Origin of the sequence: Nocardioides sp. (genome assembly GCF_030149505.1) — a bacterium.
GTDB lineage: Bacteria > Actinomycetota > Actinomycetes > Propionibacteriales > Nocardioidaceae > Nocardioides.
Map to the genome: position 1 here is coordinate 40,921 of NZ_JASBRN010000079.1, position 17,481 is coordinate 58,401.

General features: G+C 73.0%; 16 protein-coding genes. 9 read left to right on the forward strand and 7 right to left on the reverse strand.

All coding sequences use genetic code 11. The annotated features are described in order from the left end of the window. Window positions 1–21: 21 nt before the first annotated feature. The gene (gene rplM, locus Q1V71_RS18105; RefSeq protein WP_300645646.1) at window positions 22–465 is read right to left on the reverse strand and encodes a 50S ribosomal protein L13; all 444 of its coding nucleotides are present in this window, start codon (window positions 463–465) and stop codon (window positions 22–24) included. A gap of 350 nt (window positions 466–815) precedes the next feature. Here rplM and Q1V71_RS18110 point away from each other — a divergent pair, with 350 nt between their 5' ends. Both Q1V71_RS18110 and Q1V71_RS18115 read left to right on the forward strand, forming a co-directional pair. Next, window positions 816–2,105, forward strand: coding sequence for a citrate synthase (locus Q1V71_RS18110; RefSeq protein WP_300645647.1), 1,290 nt, complete (start codon window positions 816–818; stop codon window positions 2,103–2,105). Window positions 2,106–2,173: 68 nt separating this feature from the next. Further along, a complete protein-coding gene (locus Q1V71_RS18115) occupies window positions 2,174–2,764 on the forward strand; it encodes an HAD family phosphatase (protein ID WP_300645649.1) in 591 nt (196 codons plus the stop codon). 127 nt (window positions 2,765–2,891) lie between these two features. Here Q1V71_RS18115 and Q1V71_RS18120 read toward each other — a convergent pair whose 3' ends face one another. From Q1V71_RS18120 to Q1V71_RS18130, 3 genes are all read right to left on the reverse strand, one after another. Continuing rightward, on the reverse strand, window positions 2,892–3,284 hold the full coding sequence (locus Q1V71_RS18120) for a hypothetical protein (protein WP_300645651.1): 393 nt from the start codon (window positions 3,282–3,284) through the stop codon (window positions 2,892–2,894). A gap of 131 nt (window positions 3,285–3,415) precedes the next feature. Beyond that, the gene (locus Q1V71_RS18125) at window positions 3,416–3,799 is read right to left on the reverse strand and encodes a hypothetical protein (RefSeq protein WP_300645652.1); all 384 of its coding nucleotides are present in this window, start codon (window positions 3,797–3,799) and stop codon (window positions 3,416–3,418) included. Between the two features lie 40 nt (window positions 3,800–3,839). Then, a complete protein-coding gene (locus Q1V71_RS18130) occupies window positions 3,840–5,465 on the reverse strand; it encodes a long-chain-fatty-acid--CoA ligase (protein WP_300645653.1) in 1,626 nt (541 codons plus the stop codon). Window positions 5,466–5,585: 120 nt separating this feature from the next. Between Q1V71_RS18130 and Q1V71_RS18135 the strand changes: the two genes are divergently transcribed. Further along, complete coding sequence (locus tag Q1V71_RS18135) at window positions 5,586–6,881, forward strand: trypsin-like peptidase domain-containing protein (RefSeq protein ID WP_300645654.1); 1,296 nt, start codon at window positions 5,586–5,588, stop codon at window positions 6,879–6,881. A 144-nt stretch (window positions 6,882–7,025) separates the two neighbouring features. Here the strand turns inward: Q1V71_RS18135 and Q1V71_RS18140 are convergent, their stop codons facing one another. From Q1V71_RS18140 to Q1V71_RS18150, 3 genes are all read right to left on the reverse strand, one after another. Next, entirely contained in the window at window positions 7,026–8,495 is a 1,470-nt protein-coding gene (locus Q1V71_RS18140) for a sensor histidine kinase KdpD (RefSeq protein ID WP_300645655.1), read from the reverse strand. A 159-nt stretch (window positions 8,496–8,654) separates the two neighbouring features. Beyond that, window positions 8,655–9,677, reverse strand: coding sequence for a GNAT family N-acetyltransferase (locus tag Q1V71_RS18145; protein ID WP_300645656.1), 1,023 nt, complete (start codon window positions 9,675–9,677; stop codon window positions 8,655–8,657). Then, the gene (locus Q1V71_RS18150) at window positions 9,667–11,361 is read right to left on the reverse strand and encodes an ABC-F family ATP-binding cassette domain-containing protein (protein WP_300645657.1); all 1,695 of its coding nucleotides are present in this window, start codon (window positions 11,359–11,361) and stop codon (window positions 9,667–9,669) included. The genes Q1V71_RS18145 and Q1V71_RS18150 overlap by 11 nt, the downstream gene beginning before the upstream one ends. A 147-nt stretch (window positions 11,362–11,508) precedes the next feature. Here Q1V71_RS18150 and Q1V71_RS18155 point away from each other — a divergent pair, with 147 nt between their 5' ends. The 6 genes from Q1V71_RS18155 (at window position 11,509) to Q1V71_RS18180 (ending at window position 17,446) form a co-directional block, all read left to right on the forward strand. Then, window positions 11,509–12,675: an acyl-CoA dehydrogenase family protein gene (locus tag Q1V71_RS18155; protein ID WP_300645658.1), complete on the forward strand. Its 1,167-nt coding sequence runs from the start codon at window positions 11,509–11,511 to the stop codon at window positions 12,673–12,675. A 23-nt stretch (window positions 12,676–12,698) separates the two neighbouring features. Then, window positions 12,699–13,844 carry an acyl-CoA dehydrogenase gene (locus tag Q1V71_RS18160; protein WP_300645659.1) on the forward strand — a complete coding sequence of 382 codons (1,146 nt, stop codon included), beginning with the start codon at window positions 12,699–12,701 and terminating at the stop codon, window positions 13,842–13,844. Window positions 13,845–13,886: 42 nt separating this feature from the next. Beyond that, window positions 13,887–14,915, forward strand: coding sequence for a phosphatase PAP2 family protein (locus tag Q1V71_RS18165; RefSeq protein ID WP_300645660.1), 1,029 nt, complete (start codon window positions 13,887–13,889; stop codon window positions 14,913–14,915). Window positions 14,916–15,012: 97 nt separating this feature from the next. Further along, window positions 15,013–15,555, forward strand: a complete 543-nt coding sequence (locus Q1V71_RS18170) for a hypothetical protein (protein WP_300645661.1) — start codon at window positions 15,013–15,015, stop codon at window positions 15,553–15,555. Window positions 15,556–15,649: 94 nt separating this feature from the next. After that, window positions 15,650–16,606 carry an alpha/beta hydrolase gene (locus tag Q1V71_RS18175; protein ID WP_300645662.1) on the forward strand — a complete coding sequence of 319 codons (957 nt, stop codon included), beginning with the start codon at window positions 15,650–15,652 and terminating at the stop codon, window positions 16,604–16,606. A gap of 162 nt (window positions 16,607–16,768) precedes the next feature. Further along, window positions 16,769–17,446, forward strand: coding sequence for a maleylpyruvate isomerase family mycothiol-dependent enzyme (locus Q1V71_RS18180; protein ID WP_300645663.1), 678 nt, complete (start codon window positions 16,769–16,771; stop codon window positions 17,444–17,446). The last annotated feature ends 35 nt before the right edge of the window (window positions 17,447–17,481 follow it).

Sequence of the window (17,481 nt, forward strand, 5' to 3'; positions counted from 1 at the left end):
TGTCCTTGTTCTCGTCGTCGATTACTGGGAGATCTGGCTGATCTCGAACGGGGTGGCCTGCTGGGCGGAGTGCGGGTGCGCGGGGCCCGAGTAGACCTTGAGCTTCTTGATGATCTGGCGACCCAGCTTGTTCTTGGGGAGCATGCCCCACACGGCGCGCTCGACGACCTGGCGGGCGTCCTTCTCCAGCAGCTCGCCGTAGGGCGTCTGCGAGAGGCCGCCCGGGAAGCCGGAGTGGCGGTAGGCCATCTTCTTGGTCGGCTTGGAGCCGGAGAGCGAGACCTTCTCCGCGTTGATGATGATCACGAAGTCGCCCATGTCCATGTGGGGGGCGAAGGTCGGCTTGTGCTTGCCACGCAGGAGGTTCGCGGTGTGGGTGGCGAGGCGACCGAGCACGACGTCGGTCGCGTCGATGACGAGCCACTCGCGCTGGACGTCAGCGGGCTTGGGGCTGTAGGTGCGCACGGCAGTACTACCTGTTCGTTCGTCGGTCCCGACCGGGGGTGCCCGGTCGGGGTGGTGCTGCTGCGGCTCCTGACGAACACGGCCTGGTTCGCACCGACCCACCCGGCCGCTCCTCACGGGGAGGCCGGGTGCGGCTCACGTCCAGATCTGCACACCGGCACGAGGCACGGCGCGCGGCAGGAGTCGCGACAGGCAAGACTAGGGCTCTGCTGCGGCGTACGCCAAAACGCGAGGCGGGCGCCGGCGACCGTCGGACCGTACGCCGGGGCGCCGGTGCACGCGGGCGCGGGAGCCGGTCCGTGGGACACCCGGTTCCCGGCGCCGCCCATCGCGGACTAGAGTCGATCGGCGTGACCGAATCTCTGACAGTCCGTGACAACCGCACCGGACAGGAGTACGACGTCCCGATCGCCGACGGCACCATCAAGGCCGCCGACCTCGGGAAGATCAAGGCCGGTGACGACGAGCCCGGTCTGGCCGTCTACGACCCCGGCTTCGTCAACACCGCCTCCTGCCGCTCCTCCGTGACCTACATCGACGGGGAGAAGGGGATCCTGGAGTACCGGGGGTACCCCATCGAGCAGCTCGCCGAGGGATCGACCTTCCTCGAGGTGGCCTACCTGCTCATCCACGGCGCGCTCCCCACGAAGGCGGAGTATGAGCAGTGGGAGCACGAGATCACCTTCCACACGTTCGTCCACGAGAACGTGAAGGGGTTCATGGAGGGCTTCCGCTACGACGCGCACCCGATGGGGATGCTGATGGCGTCGGTGGGGGCCCTCTCGACGTTCTACCCCGAGGCCTCGATGATCCAGGACGCCGAGAACCGGCAGATGCAGATCGTCCGGATGATCGCCAAGATGCCGACGCTGGGCGCCTGGTCCTTCCGGCACGCGCAGGGCAAGCCGTTCGTCTACCCCGACAACGAGCTCTCCTACACCGCCAACTTCCTGTCCATGCTCTTCAAGATGAGCGAGAGCAAGTACGAGGCCGACGAGCGCCTCGTCAAGGCCCTGGACACGCTGTTCATCCTGCACGCCGACCACGAGCAGAACTGCTCCACCAACGCGGTGCGCTCGGTGGGCTCCTCGCAGGTCGACCCCTACTCCGCGGTCGCCGCCGGCATCGGCGCGCTCTACGGCCCGCTGCACGGTGGCGCCAACGAGGCGGTGCTGCGGATGCTGCGCCGCATCGGCAGCAAGTCGGAGATCCCCGCCTTCATCGAGGGCGTGAAGAACGGCAACGAGCGGCTCATGGGCTTCGGCCACCGCGTCTACAAGAACTACGACCCGCGCGCCAAGATCATCAAGAAGGCCTGCGACGACGTCTTCGAGGTCACCGGGGTCAACCCGCTGCTCGAGATCGCCCAGGAGCTGGAGAAGATCGCGCTCGAGGACGAGTACTTCGTCCAGCGCAAGCTCTACCCCAACGTCGACTTCTACTCCGGGCTGATCTACGAGGCCTTCCAGTTCCCGCCGGAGATGTTCACGGTCCTCTTCGCCATCGGCCGCACCCCGGGCTGGCTGGCGCAGTGGCTGGAGCTGACCCAGGACAAGGAGCAGAAGATCGCCCGTCCGAAGCAGATCTACACCGGTGACCGCGGGCTGGAGTTCACGCCCCGCGACGTCCGGTGGGCATGACGGACCACGCACCACTCGGCACGACCCCGGACGCTGCGTCCGGGGTCGTCCCGTCTGTGCGGGGGGTCGTGTGGGACCTCGGGAACGTGATCGTCGACTGGGACCCCCTCCCCGCGATCGCGGCGGGCGTCGGTGAGGACGAGGCACGCGAGTTCCTCGCGTCGATCGACTTCATGGTCTGGAACCACGGCCCCGACTCCGGCGACTCCTGGGACGACGCCCAGGCCTGGCTGGAGCGCGAGCACCCGCGCTGGGCTGCCGCCGGTCGCGCCTACCGCGAGCACTTCCCCGCCTCGCTGCTCGGCCCGGTGCCGGGCACGGCCGCGCTGCTGCACGAGCTGCACGCCGCCGGCGTGCGCCAGGTCGGGCTGACCAACTGGTCCGACGAGCTCTACCACGCCCACGCCCCGCGGCTCTTCCCCGAGCTGGCCCTGCTCGACCCGGTCGTCGTCTCGGGCACCGAGGGCGTCGCCAAGCCCGACCCCGCGGCGTACGCCCTCGCGATCGAGCGGGCGGGCCTGCCGCCCCAGGAGCTGGTCTTCGTCGACGACCGCGCGAGCAACGTCGAGGCGGCCGTCGCCTGCGGTCTCCACGGGCTGGTGTTCACCGACGCCGCGACCCTGCGCACGGACCTGCGGGGGCTCGGGCTGCCGGTCTGAGCGTCCGGGGAGGGTCCCCGGAGTCGAGGTGCGGGTCGAGGTGCGCGTCGTGGTGCCGTGACGCGCCCCTGCGCGTCCTCGGGCCTCGAGTCGCACCTCGAGTCACACCTCGACCCGCGGAGCGGGCTCAGAGGTGGTCGGGGACGACGAGTGCGTCCGGGTCCTGCCGAGGGGGTACGCCGGCGAGTGCCGCCTGCACGAGGGCGACCCGCGCCTTCAGCACGACCGCCCGCCGCAACCGTCCCCCCGGGGTGGCGTCCAGCCGCTCGCGGACCACCTGCTCGACCTCGGCGTCGGTCCAGCTCGGGCGGGTCCCCGGGGCGACCTCGACGTCCGGGAGCGCGACCAGCACGGGCAGCACCTGGTCGCCGAGGGAGTCGAGCAGCTGGTAGCGCTGGTAGCGGGTCATGCCGGCCCACACCTGCTCGACGTCGCGCCTGCGGTTCGACCGGCGCACGGCGAGCACCGACTTCGCCGCCGCCTCCATCGCCCGGGTCAGTTCGTGCTCGGTGAAGCGCATGGCGCCAGGATGTCAGGCGCCGCGCGTGAGGTTCAGCGGGGCGCCGATGGACCTCACCGACCCGCGCCCCAGGCCACCGCCGGCACCCGGGCACCCGTGACGGGACCCGGCCACCCGCGCCCGCACCCGGCTCACGCACTCCGCTCGGTCGGCACCGACAGCCACGGGACCCCACCGAGGGCCCGGCGGTAGCGGACGTGCGCGGCGTACCCCTCGAGCGTGCGCCACAGCACCTGGTGCGCGGCCCAGGGCAGCGGCTCCTCCCCGGTGCGCCAGGAGTCGCCGAAGGAGATCCAGACCGGGGTCCAGTCCGCGGCGAGGTCCCAGGCCCCGCGCCGGGCCATCAGCATCCGCCGTCGCACCTGGAAGGCCTGCCGCGCCCCGTCGGCGCAGATGGGTGCGGTCGCGACCGGCCACAGCCGCAGGTCGAGGGTCATCAGGTGCAGCTCGAGGTCGTGCAGCACCGCCGGGTCGACCAGGACGGTCGCCACGTTCTCGTGCGGCAGGCGTTCCACGGCAGCACGCTCCGTCACCGCGCGGCGAGGCGTCAAGGGCTCAGTTGACCTGGCGGTCCCGCCCGTCCCAGTAGGGCTGGCGCAGGTCCCGCTTGAGGATCTTGCCCGTCGGGTTGCGGGGCAGCATCTCGAGCACGTCGATGCTGCGCGGGCACTTGTAGTGCGCGAGGTGCTCGCGGCAGTAGTCGATGAGCTCCTGCTCGGTGGCGCTCCGACCCTCGTGGAAGGAGACGACCGCCTTCACCGACTCCCCCCAGGTGTCGTCGGGGACGCCGATGATCGCGACCTCCATGACCGCCGGGTGCTCGGCCAGGACCCGCTCGACCTCGGGGCTGTAGATGTTCTCGCCGCCGCTGATGATCATGTCCTTGAGCCGGTCCTCGACGTAGAGGAAGCCGTCGGCGTCGAGGCGGCCCAGGTCGCCGGAGCGGAACCAGCCGTCGGAGGTGATGACCTCCGCGGTGGCCTCGGGCTTGTTGAGGTAGCCCTGGAACATCTGCGGCGTGCGCAGCCAGACCTCCCCCGGCTCGCCGGTGGCGACGTCCTCCAGCGTGCCCGGGTCGACGATCCGGATCTCGACGCCCGGGACGGCGCGACCCGCGGAGACCAGCCGCTCGGGGTGCCCCTCGGGAATGGCGGTGCGGTGCTCGTCGGGCATGAGGTGGGTGACGACCCCGGCGACCTCGGTGAGGCCGTAGACCTGCATGAAGTCGGTGTCGGGCCAGGCCTCCATGGCCGCGCGCAGCAGCGGGGGCGGCATCGGCGCGGCGCCGTAGGTGTAGGTCTTCAGCGCACCGAAGAGCTTCACCGCGTCCGGGCCGGACTGCAGCACCTGCGCGAGCACGGCCGGCACCAGGAACGTCCGGTTGGCGCCGGCCATGATCGCCCCGGCCAGCGACATCCCGTCGGGGTCGCGGGTCATGACGCTGGGGACGCCGTCGTGCAGACCGAACAGCACGTAGGAGGAGCCGCCGACGTGGAAGAGCGGCATCGCGACCATCGACTTGTCGCCGGGCTCGAAGCCCCAGCCGTCGTGGGCGTTGATCGTGTGGCTGACCATGTTGCGGTGGCTGAGCATGACGCCCTTGGGCCGTCCGGTCGTGCCGGAGGAGTACATGACCAGGCAGGTGTCCTCGGGTGAGACGTCGGCCGGGCGCTCCATCGGCTCGGCGCCGGCGAGCAGCTGCTCGTAGGGATCGGAGTCGCCGCCCTCGGGGGTCACCTCGATGACGTGCTGGACGTGGGTGAGCCGGTCGCGGATCGCCTCGATGGTCGGCATCAGCTCGGTGCCCACGACGAGCACGGTCGCGCCGGAGTCGTTGAGGGCGTAGTCGATCTCGTCGCCGGCCAGGCGGAAGTTGATGATCGCGTTGGCTGCCCCGAGGTCGCCGGCGGCCAGGCTCAGCTCCACGCACGCGGGGTGGTTCTTGTCGAGGAAGGAGACCGTCCCGCCGCGACCGATCCCCAGGGCGGCGAGGGCTCCGGTGAGCCGGCGCACGCGCTCGTGGGTCTCGGCGTAGGTCCAGGTCCGGCCGAGGTAGTCGAAGCACTCGGCGTCGGGCGTCGTGGCGGCCCAGTGCGCCAGCCGGTCCCCCACGAAGCGGGGCTCGGGGGCGTCGGAGGTGTCGATCCAGGTGGTCTGCGGGTCGGACGCGGTGGCGGTCATGCCGCGAGTGTGGTCGAGGTCACAGGCTCACTCAAGGGCTGGCGCAGACCGGTCGCATTCTTCTCGCCCGCCCAGCCGCGTCTCAGCCTCGTCACAGCCACCGGGGCCACAGTGGTCGACATGGAACAGAACCCGGACCCGCGCCGCGACCAGGACGGCGCCACGCCCCCGTCCCACGAGCCGACCCGCGACCTCGGCCCGATCTGGCAGGCTCCTCCCCCGTCGTACGCCGCAGCGCCGGTGCCGCCGTCGAACGACCGGCGCCCGCGCCGCCTCGGCCTGGCCGCCGCCGTCGTCGCCACGTCGGTGCTGGCCGGTGCGGCCGCCGGCGTCGGCGGCGCGGCCGCGTGGGACGAGTGGGGTCCCGAGGACACCGCGTCCACGACCGTCACCCCGGCCGGGACCGCGCAGGTCTCCGACGCCACCGCTCCCACCGCGCCCGCTCCCGACGGTTCGGTGCAGGCCGCCGCGGAGGCGGTGCTGCCCTCCGTGGTGCGGCTCAACGTCCGCGGCTCCGAGGAGGCCGGCTCCGGCTCCGGCTCCGGCATCATCCTGAGCGAGGACGGCACGATCCTCACCAACCAACACGTCGTCGAGCCCGCGTTGGACGGCGGCACGATCTCCATCGACTTCGCCGACGGCAGCCACGCGGTCGCGGAGGTCCTCGGCTCGGACCCGCTCACGGACACCGCGGTCATCCAGGCCCAGGACGTCTCGGGACTCACCCCCGCGACCCTGGGCAGCTCCGAGGGCCTGCAGGTGGGCCAGGACGTGGTGGCGATCGGCAGCCCCTTCGGCCTCGACGCCACCGTCACCAGCGGCATCGTCTCGGCGCTGGACCGCCCGGTCGACGTGGGTCGCGACGCCGAGGGCAACGCCACGGTCTACCCCGCGGTCCAGACCGACGCGGCGATCAACCCCGGCAACTCCGGTGGCCCGCTGATCGACCTCGCGGGGCGGGTCGTGGGGATCAACTCCTCCATCCGCACCGCGGGCGCCGGCGGCCCGTTCAGCAGCGGGTCGGCCGGCTCGATCGGGCTCGGGTTCGCCATCCCCATCGACGAGGTGATGCCGATCGTGGAGCAGATGATCGCCGGCGAGACGCCGACGCACGCCCGGCTCGGCATCTCGGTCAGCGACGTCGGCGCGAGCGTGCCCGGCACCGGCGACGAGGTCCCCGTGACCGACGGCGCGCTCGTGCGCACCCTCGGCGAGGGCTCCACCGCAGAGGACGCGGGCCTCGAGGAGGGCGACGTGATCACGCGGATCGACGACGTGCTCATCACCAGCGCCGACTCCCTCGTGGCGACCATCCGCTCCTACCGTCCCGGCGACGAGGTCGAGGTGACCTACGAGCGTGACGGCGAGGAGCAGACGGTCGCCCTCGTCCTGGACTCCGACGCCGAGGAGTCCTGACCCTCACCCCTTCTCCCGGGGTCGGCGCCGCTGCCCGGCCCCGGGGGCGGCCGGGGCACGGCCCCTCCCTCCGCGTCCCGGTCCGCGCGACCCCGGCCACCGGTCCGTCTCCCGGTGGTCGGGGTCGTGGCACTTCCCCGCTGCTCAGCCGGCCGGCGCCTGCAGCACCAGCTCGAACCGGCTCCCGGACCGACCGGACTCGCTGCCGGCGAGCCGCAGGTCGCCGCCGTTGGCCAGCGCCAGCGCCCGGCTGATGTGCAGCCCGAGGCCACGCCCGGGCACCGTGCCGGCGGTGTCGGGGTGCCGGGCGCGGCGGGTGAACACGTGCTCGCGGAAGTCCTCGGGGATGCCGGGACCGCGGTCCTCGACCACCACCGCCACCCGCCCGTCGGGCGTCGGGGTGGCGCAGAGGTGGGTGGCGCCCCCGGCGTACTTCGTGGCGTTGCCGAGCAGGTTGGCCAGCACCTGGTCCAGGTGCGAGGGCTGGACCAGTGCCCGCAGGTCCTCAGGGCAGGCGACGACGGGCTGGTGGCCCTCGGACTGCGCGGCGGCCGCGGCGCGCAGCCGCGGGGCGAGCAGCGTGGGCTCGGGCCGGGCACTGAGGCCGCCGGGGTTGGTCTCGACGAGGGAGACGATGTCGTGCAGCACCTCGCGGATCTGGCCGGCGTTGCGTCCCACGACGCCCAGGGCCCGCTCGGCGGTGGCCGTGTCGCCCTCATCCAGCGCGTGGGCGGCGACCTCGGTGTAGCCGGTCACCGAGGTCAGCGGGTTGCCCACCTCGTGGGCCAGCATCCCCATCAGCTCGCTCTTGAACTCGCTCACCGCGCGCAGCTGGCGGTTGGACTCCACCAGCTCGGCCGACATCGCGGCGTTCTCGCGCAGCGGCTCGACGAGCACCGCGCGCTGCAGGAGCGTGTGCAGCGGGACGAAGAGCAGGACGTACCACGCGCCACCGGTCCACACCGCTGCCAGCAGCCCGCCGATGAGCACCACGCCGGCCTCGGTGAGCTGGTACGCCGGGCTGAGCAGCTGCGCGCGCAGCCACTCCTCGTCGGGGGCGTGGTTGAGCAGAGCCGACCCGGCGAACAGCACGGTCTCGACGACCAGGAAGACCAGCACGGCCAGGAGCAGCACCAGCAGCCCGCGGCCGCCGATCCCCTCCATCCAGTTCGGCAGCCCGCCGTCGACGAGCCACGGCACCGTCGCCGCGGCCGTCCCGGCGAGGACCAGGTGGGCGCCGGAGCCCACCCACTTCCACAGCGGGACCCGCAGGCCGCGCCAGCGCGCGTGCGCGTAGGTGAGAGGCACGACCACGAGCAGCCACCACGTCGGCAGCACCATGGCGCAGGTGAACGCCCACGCCGACAGCGCCTTGTGCGGCTGCTGGGTGTGGGTCAGGCCGCCGGCCAGTCGCCGGCCGAGCTCGACGTTGAGGCCGGACACGGCGACGAGCACCAGGGCTGCGACCCAGTCGGCCGGCACCTCCCGGGCCGGGCCGTCCCCGTCCGTCCCCCGGGCCACCAGCCACGGGAGCACCAGGGCCGCGACCAGGGTGAGCACGAGGTAGGCCTGCGCACGTCGGGGTGCGCCGGTGAACCCGTAGCCCGTCGTCACGCACGCCTCCCCCTCCGCCCGTGACCGGCCCGACCGTGCCCACTCCCGGTCCGACCGCTCCGCGGCGTCGGTGCTGCGACGAGGCGGACCCTCACTGTAGGGCTGCAGGAGTCTCCCGCGGGGCCGATCGCGCGAGGCTGCGCCGGAGCCGGGCGAGGCCTAGGACCGGCGCTCGAAGACCCCGCAGCGCTCGACGGGGACGAAGCCGAGTCGCTCGTTGACGCCGACCATGTGCGCGTTGGTCTCCGCGTTCCAGGTCAGCACGTGGTCGACCGGGCCGGCGGGGTCCTCGGAGGACTGCAGCAACCGCAGCGCCGCGACCTTGAGCGCGAGCCCGAGCCGGTGCCCTCGGTGGTCTCCGTGCACCAGCGTCCCCCACTGGTAGGCCCGTCCTGGCTCGTGCACGGTCGTGACCACCTCGGTGTAGCCCACGGCCGTGCCGTCCGGCGCGAGCGCCACCGCGCGGTACGCCGTCCGCCCCTGCGCCACGAGCAGCTGCTCGCCCTCGCGCACCGCGGCGGTGTCGGCCACCTGCGCCTCGACCTGGAGGTCGCCGGTGGGGGCCTCGGTGCTGAGGCTGGCGTCCATCTCCGCCCACGCCTGCAGCAGGTCCTCGGGCACGGGTCCGACCCAGGAGCGCAGCGTGTAGTCCCCGAGGTCCGGCGTCAGGTCGTCGAGCACGTCGTCGGCGACCGGCAGCCGCAGCACCCGCATCACCTCGAGGTTGCCCAGCGCGAACCCGTGGCGCCGGGCGAACTCCACCCCTGGCGTCCCGGCCCCGTCCGGCTGGGCCGACCACGGCCAGTCGACCTCGGCGTGCACGATCGTCCGGTGCTGGGCCCCGACCTCGGCGAGCAGGTGCGCGAGCATCGCCGACCCGTGGCCCCGGCGCCGCGCCGGCGGGTCGACCGCGACGGCGACCTCGGCGGTGGCGGTGTTGTCGAGCATCGGCAGCACCGTGACCCCGAAGGCGACGGCGGTCCCGTCGACCGTGCCGACGTACGCCGTCGTCGACCGCGACCGTCGGCCCGACCGCAGCTGCGCGGTCAGCTCGGGCAGCGTCCAGGTCGTCGCGTTCTCACCGCGATCGTGTCGGTCGGCACGCCAGGCGACGCCGTGCCAGGCGGCGAGCACAGCGTCGTCGTGGACGTCGACCCGCTCGATCCTCACCTCACCGGGCACGCTGCACCCTCCCTTCGTCCCACACGGGACCGTCGGACTCGTAGACCTCGCCGTCGGCGCCGTAGACCAGGAACCGGTCGAAGCCGCGCGCGAACCACCGGTCGTGGGTCACCGCCAGCACCGTGCCCTCGTACGCCGTCAGCCCCTCCTCGAGCGCCTCGGCCGACTGCACGTCGAGGTTGTCGGTGGGCTCGTCGAGCAGCAGCAGGGTCGCCCCCGACAGCTCCAGCAGCAGGATCTGGAAGCGCGCCTGCTGGCCGCCCGACAGCGACTCGAAGGTCTGCTCGCCCGAGGCCGCCAGCTCGTAGCGGTCCAGCACCCGCGCGGCCTGCTCGCGGCCCATGCCCTGGCGACCGTCAGGGTGCCCGTCGCCGCGGTGCAGGATCTCCAGCAGCGTGCGGCCCACCAGCTCGGGGTGGTCGTGGGTCTGGACGAACCAGCCCGGCCGCACCCGGGCACCCAGCCTCGCCGAACCGGTGTGCGCGACCGGGGCGATCGGGTCCTCCCCGACCGGCCGGTTGCCGACGTCGGGGTCGCTGCCGCCCGCGGCGAGCAGCCGCAGGAAGTGCGACTTGCCGGAGCCGTTGGAGCCCAGCACGGCCACCCGCTCGCCGTACCAGACCTCGAGGTCGAAGGGCCGCATCAGCCCGGTGAGCTCGAGCTGTTCGCAGACCACGGCCCGCTTGCCGGTGCGCCCGCCCTTGAGCCGCATCTGCACCTGCTGCTCGCGCGGCTGCTCGGTCGGCGGCCCCGCCTCCTCGAACTTGCGCAGCCGCGTCTGCGCCGCCTTGTACGCCGCGGCCATGCCGTCGTTGAACTCCGCCTTGACCTTCAGCCTCAGCACCAGCGCCTTGAGCTTGGCGTGCTCCTCGTCCCAGCGCTTGCGCATCTCCTCGAAGCGGGCGAACCGATCCTGACGCGCCTGGTGGTAGGAGGAGAAGCCGCCCGGGTGGGTCCACACGGAGTTGCCCGCGAACCCGAGCTCGACGGTCACGACCCGGGTCGCGGTGTTGTCGAGGAGCTCGCGGTCGTGGCTGATCATGAGCACGGTCTTGTCGCTGGCGCGCAGCCGCTGCTCGAGCCAGATCTTGCCCGGGACGTCGAGGTAGTTGTCGGGCTCGTCGAGCAGCAGCACCTCGTCGGGGCCGCTGAGCAGCGACTCCAGCACCAGCCGCTTCTGCTCGCCCCCGGACAGGGTGGACAGGGACCGGTGGCGCGCCCGCTCGTAGGAGGTGCCGAGGGCGGCGGTGGTGACCACGTCCCAGGTGACCTCGAGGTCGTAGCCACCGGCGTCGGCGTACTCCGCCAGCGCCTCGGCGTACCGCATCTGGGTCGGCTCGTCGTCGGTGTCCATGAGGGCGAGCTCGAGCCGGTCCACCTCGTCGGCGGCGGCCCGGACCCGCGGCGGGGCGACGCTGCGCAGCAGGTCCGCGACGGTGGGGTCCTCGCCGAGGCCGGCCTTGACGTCCTGGCGCATCACTCCCAGCCCGCCGCTGCGGGTGACGACGCCGGCGTGCGGCGCCAGGTCGCCGGTGATGATCCGCAGCAGGGTGGTCTTGCCGGCGCCGTTGGCGCCGACGAGCGCGACCTTGGCGCCCTCCCCGACCCGGAACGAGACGTCGTCCAGCAGCACCCTCCCGTCGGGCAGCTCGTACCTGACCCCGGCGACGTCCACGTGACCCACGAGCGGTGATTGTCCGCGACCCGGGGCCGGGGGTCACCTCGTTATCCCCGGCCGGGTCTCGTGACTCGTCGCCGGGCAGCGAGCCACGGTGACCTGGCCGCCGGACGGGGTGGCGCGGGCCTTGGTGTCCTGCGTCATAGTGACCTCATGCAGCTCGCCCTGTCGCCCGAGGACCAGGCCTTCCGCGCCGAGATGCGGGAGTTCTTCACGACGAAGGTGCCGGAGGAGATCCGCACCAAGGTGCTCGAGGGGAGGGAGCTGACCAAGGAGGAGATCGCCAGCAGCATGAAGCTGCTCGACGACCACGACCTCGCCGTGCCGCACTGGCCCGAGGAGTGGGGCGGTCGCGGCTGGACCGAGCTCCAGAAGCACCTCTACCACGAGGAGATGCAGGCGGCCGGCTGCCCGGTCCCGCTCGCGTTCAACGCCTCCATGATCGGCCCGGTCATCGCGCACTTCGGCAGCCAGGAGATGAAGGAGCGCTTCCTCCCGAAGACGAAGTCCTGCGAGATCTGGTGGAGCCAGGGCTTCTCCGAGCCCGACGCCGGCTCCGACCTGGCCAGCCTGCGCACCAGTGCGGTGCGTGACGGTGACGACTGGATCGTCAACGGCCAGAAGACCTGGACCACCCTCGGCCAGCACGGCGACTGGATCTTCACCCTCGTGCGCACCGACCCCGAGGTGAAGAAGCAGGCCGGCATCTCGATGCTGCTCATCGACATGAGGAGCCCGGGTCTGACCGTGCGGCCGATCGAGCTGATCGACGGCGGCCACGAGGTCAACGAGGTGTGGTTCGAGGACGTCCGCGTCCCGGGCGAGAACCTCGTCGGCGAGCCCGGCCAGGGCTGGACCATGGCCAAGTTCCTCCTCGGCAACGAGCGCGTCGGCGTGGCCCCCGTGGGCGCCACCAAGGCCGCGCTGGCCCGCGCCAAGAAGCTCGCACCCGAGCGCCTGTCCGAGCCGCTGGTCGCCGCCCGCGTCGCCGAGCTGGAGAACGAGCTGCTCGCCCTCGAGCTCACCGCGCTGCGCGTGGTCGCGCACTCCGCCGACGGCGAGCCGCACCCCGCCTCGAGCGTGCTCAAGCTCAAGGGCACCGAGCTGCAGCAGGCCGTCAGCGAGCTGCTGGTCGACCTCGCCGGTCCCGGCAGCCTGGCCTCCGGCGCCGGTGCGCTCGAGGGCGACGGCGGCGAGGGCCTGCCCGACTGGACGAGCCGGGTCGCCCCGACGTACCTCAACTTCCGCAAGGCCTCGATCTACGGCGGCTCCAACGAGGTGCAGCGCCAGATCATCAGCCGCACGATCCTGGGCCTCTGAGGGCCGGGGAAGGACGACGCGACATGGACTTCAGCTACGACGACGAGCAGGACGCCCTCCGCGACGCCGTGCGCGGCCTGCTGGGCAAGGCCTACTCCGACTTCGAGCAGCGCCGCCAGACCACCAAGGCCGACCCGGGCTTCTCCGAGGAGGTCTGGTCGCAGATGGCCGAGATGGGCCTGCTGGGGCTGCCCTTCGCCGAGGAGGACGGTGGCGTGGGGGCCGGCCCGGTCGAGGTCGCGATCGTGTGCCAGGAGATCGGCCGGGTCATCGCGCCCGAGCCGTTCCTGCACGCGGTCGTCCTCGCCGGCGGGCTCGTGCAGGCCTGCGGCACCCCCGACCAGCGCCAGGAGGTCCTCGGCGCGCTGGCCTCGGGCGAGCGGCTGCTGGCCCTGGCCCACGACGAGCCCGGCTCGCGGTGGGCGCCGACCGCCTCGGCGGTCACGGCGACGCAGGACGGCGACTCCTGGACGCTGACCGGCACCAAGGAGCCGGTCGTCCAGGGCGCCCGCGCCGACCAGCTGGTCGTCAGCGCGAAGCTCCCCGACGGCGGCACCGGACTCTTCCTCGTCGACGGCGAGGCCTGCGAGCGCACCGGCTACCCGACGTACGACGGTGGGCGGGCCGCCCGGGTCCGGTTCGACGCGACCCCGGCGACCCCGCTGGGCGAGCCCGGGCGCGACCTGGCGGGCAGCATCGCCACGATCCAGGACCTCGGTCGGATCATGGCCGCCAACACCGCGATCGGCGCGATGGAGGTGGCGCTGCGCACCACGTGCGGCTACCTCACCAGCCGCAAGCAGTTCGGCGTCACCCTCAACACCTTCCAGGCGCTGACCTTCCGGGCCGCGGACATGTACGTCTCGCTCGAGCTGGCCACCAGCGTCGTGCAGTGGGCGACGATGGTGCTCTCGTCCGGTGACCCGGCGCGCGTGCACGACGCGGCGGCCCGGGCCGGCCTCCAGGCCAGCCGTGCCGCCCGGCACGTCGGCCAGGAGGCGATCCAGCTGCACGGCGGCATCGGCATGACCGCGGAGTACAGCGTCGGTTCCTACACCGCTGTGCTCACCGCGCTCGACCACCTGCTGGGCGACGGCGACCACCACCTGGTGACGCTGGCCGACGCGGTGGCCGAGCACGACGCGATCGACCCGCTCGCCGTCGGCTGACACCGGGACCCGGCCACCAAGACCTGTCCCTAGACTCCCGGCATGTCCGGGACCACCGAGCGAACCCAGCGCGCCTCCGACGGCCAGGCCGGTCCCCGCGTGCGCCCCGAGACGGGCGCGCGGGCCCGGACCCTGGCCGTCTCGGCGTACCTCGTGCTGCTCGTGGCCTGGTCGAGCACCATCGGCATCCCCAACGACCCCATCGGGGTCTTCCTGTGGATCTGGGGCGCCTTCGTCGCCTGGGACGTGCAGGCGCCCCGCGCCTGGCACCTGCGCTTCCCCCGCGACTGGTGGCCGGTGCTGCTGGGCCTGGTCGTCTACTGGTTCACCCGGGGCCTGGTCGACGAGCTCGGGCTGCCCGTCCACGTGCAGATGCCGATCGACGTCGACACCTGGTTGGCCGGGCTGGTCGGGTGGGACGCCACCCCGACCGAGGTGCTGCAGCAGGCGTGGTGCGGCGACCCGTGCACGCGTGACCTGCCTCCGCGGTGGTGGGACCGGCTGCTCACCACGGTCTACGCCTCGCACTTCCTCGTGGGCCTGACGCTCGCGGCGGTGCTGTGGGTGCGCGACCGCGGGCACTGGTGGGCGTGGATGCGCCGCTACCTCGCCATCAACTACGCCGCACTGGTGATCTACCTGGTCTACCCCATGGCGCCGCCGTGGATGGCGTCGGAGGACGGCGCCATGGGCGCAGTCGAGCGGATCACCAGCAGGGGCTGGGCCGGCACCGGCCTGGACCGCGCCAACATCGTGCTGCAGGGCATGGGCAACCCGGTCGCGGCGATGCCCTCCCTCCACGCCGGCATCGCCTTCCTCGTCGCGATCCACGGCGTGCAGCGGCTGCGGCACCCCTCGCGCTGGCTGCTGCTGACCTACCCCGCGGCGATGTCGCTGGCGCTGGTCTACTTCGCCGAGCACTACGTCGTCGACATCGTCGCCGGAGCGGCCCTGGCGCTGGCCGTGGTGGTGCTCGTCGGTCGCTGGGAGCGCCGCAGGCGAGGACCGGCCCACGGCGACGTGGAGGGCGGTTCGCCGCTTGCCGGGGGCGGCGCTACCGTCCTCCCATGACGCGATCTCGGCGCGCCGCGCTCTGCCCCTGCTCTGCCTGCTCCTCCCCCTCGGCCTCACCGCCTGCGGGGGCGAGGACGACAGCCCCGTCGACGGGGTGGAGGTCGAGAGCACCGTCGAGGGCGGCGAGGAGGTCGGCACCGACCTGGTCACGTTCGAGCTGCCCGACGACTGGGCCGTCCTCGACCAGGAGGCGATGGGCGAGCGCGTCGGCTCCGAGGCCAACCCGATGCTCGAGGAGATGTCCGAGCGGCTGGGCGTGACCCCGGAGCAGCTCGCCGTCCAGATGGATGCCGTCGAGCTCTACGCCGCCGCCCCCGGTGGCGCGGTGGACGGTTTCCTGACCAACGTCAACGTCATCGAGCAGCCCCTGCCCTCCGGAGGGCTGCCCGAGCCCGAGGGCATCCGGCCCGACCTGATGGCCTTCGCCGACGAGGTCGGCGACATCACCGAGATCGAGGGCGACCTGGAGGGCCTGCGCGCGGAGTACACGGTCTCCTCCGGCGGGCTCGAGGTGCGCGGCGAGCAGCTCTACGTCGAGGTCGGCGACCAGCTGGTCATCATCAGCGTCTCGGCCGCCCGGGCCGAGGACGCCGCGGAGGTCGCCGACCTGGTCGAGCAGAGCCTCGGCGCCGCCTGAGCCTCGAGCCACCGTCGTACGCCGGGGCGGTCCCCGGGTCCGCCCCACCCCGCGGGTCGGACCGCGGCGACCGCCGGCCTGGCACAGTGGCCACGTGACCGACCTGCACCCCGACCTCGACCCCGCCACCGGGGCCCTGCTCTCCTTCCTCGCCGCGGCCGGTGCGCCGCCGATGTGGGAGCAGACCCCCGAGGAGGCCCGCGCCGGCTTCCGCACGCTCGCCGTCGACCTGCGAGACGACTCGCTGCTCCCGGCGATGGCCTCGGTCGAGGAGCGCGAGGTCCCCGGCGGCGCCGGCCCGCGACCGGCACGGGTCTACCGCCCCGAGGCCGACGGCCCGCTGCCGACGGTGCTGTTCCTGCACGGCGGCGGTTTCGTCATCGGTGACCTCGACACCCACGACCTGGCCTGCCGCACGATCGCCCGCGACTCCCGCGCCGTGGTCGTCTCCGTCGACTACCGCCTCGCGCCCGAGCACCCGTTCCCGGCCGCCGTCGAGGACACCCTCGCCGCCGCGGACTGGATGGTGGCGCACCTCGACGAGCTCGGCGGCTCCGAGCGCACCGGCGTGGCCGGCGACTCCGCCGGCGGCAACCTGGCCGCCGTGGCCGCCCAGCACCTGCGCGACGCCGAGCACCCGCTGACCGCCCAGCTGCTGATCTACCCCGTCACCGAGATGGGCGCCGACACCGAGTCCTTCCGCGACAACGCCGAGGGCTACTTCCTCGACGCCGAGACGATGGCCTGGTTCGGCCGGCAGTACGCCGGGCCCGACGCCTCCGCCGTCGACCCCACCGACCCGCGTCTCTCGCCCCGGTTGGGCGAGCTGTCCGGGCTGGCCCCGGCCGTGGTCGTCACCGCCCAGTTCGACCCGCTCCGCGACGACGGCGACGCCTACGCCCACGCCCTCGCCGAGGCCGGGGTGCACGTCGAGCACCGCCGCTTCACCGGGCTGATCCACGGCTTCGTCGACATGGGTCGCCACTCCCCCGCCGCCGACGCCGCCGTCACCGAGACCTGCCGCCTCTTCGGGGAGCTGCTCCACCGCTGACTCGGCGCTGGTTCGACACTCACTCGGGCCTCGTTCGACGCTCACTCGGCGCAGACGCGACGACGAGGCGCCGCGGTCGCAGGGGCCGCCGCAACCGGCCTGCGCCAGAGCTGCGTGCGCTGGGTCACGGCGCACCGGCGCCCGGGCTGCTTGGATGGCGAGATGCTCGACTGGAACACGTTGCTCTCCGGCGCCACGACCGACCTCGCCCGGCTCGCCGCCGAGGTCGACCTCACCGCCGCGGTGCCGGCGTGCCCGGAGTGGTGCGTGGCCGACCTGGTCGAGCACGTCGGCAGCATCCACCAGTGGGCGCGGCACGCCATCGTCGAGCAGAACCCCGAGGGCACCCCCGAGCCGGCACCGAGCGACCTCAGCACCCTGCCTGCGTGGTACGCCGGGCACGCCGGCGACCTGCTCGAGACCGTGACCGAGCGCGAGCCCACCGACCCCGCCTGGACCTTCGGCCGCCGGGTCGGGACGGTCGGCTGGTGGGCCCGACGACAGACCCACGAGACGCTCATCCACACCCGCGACGTGCTCGCCGCGGCCGGTCGCACCCACGAGTGGGCCATCGACCCGGTCGTGGCCTGGGACGGAGTGCTCGAGGTCGAGGAGACCTTCTACCTCCGCCAGGTGCGGTTGGCCCGGATGGAGCCGCTCCCCGCGACGCTCCTGCTGCGGGTGACCGACGTCGACGCCGATCCGCTCCGCCTGGGCGACGGCGCTCCCCTCGTGGAGCTCGCCGCGCCCGCCGAGGAGCTGCTGCTGCTGCTCTGGCACCGCACCACCAGCGCGGACCCGGTCGCGGCCGACCTGCTCGCGCACCCGATCACGCCCTGACCAGGTGACTGACGGCTGACCGACCAGCCGACCGA

Bases quoted from the DNA above. Each gene is read 5' to 3' on its own strand.
- Q1V71_RS18120 (WP_300645651.1), bottom strand. From the start codon at position 3,284: ATGCGCTTCACCGAGCACGAACTGACCCGGGCGATGGAGGCGGCGGCG.
- Q1V71_RS18130 (WP_300645653.1), bottom strand. From the start codon at position 5,465: ATGACCGCCACCGCGTCCGACCCGCAGACCACCTGGATCGACACCTCC.
- Q1V71_RS18135 (WP_300645654.1), top strand. From the start codon at position 5,586: ATGGAACAGAACCCGGACCCGCGCCGCGACCAGGACGGCGCCACGCCC.
- Q1V71_RS18155 (WP_300645658.1), top strand. From the start codon at position 11,509: ATGCAGCTCGCCCTGTCGCCCGAGGACCAGGCCTTCCGCGCCGAGATG.
- Q1V71_RS18160 (WP_300645659.1), top strand. From the start codon at position 12,699: ATGGACTTCAGCTACGACGACGAGCAGGACGCCCTCCGCGACGCCGTG.
- Q1V71_RS18165 (WP_300645660.1), top strand. From the start codon at position 13,887: ATGTCCGGGACCACCGAGCGAACCCAGCGCGCCTCCGACGGCCAGGCC.
- Q1V71_RS18180 (WP_300645663.1), top strand. From the start codon at position 16,769: ATGCTCGACTGGAACACGTTGCTCTCCGGCGCCACGACCGACCTCGCC.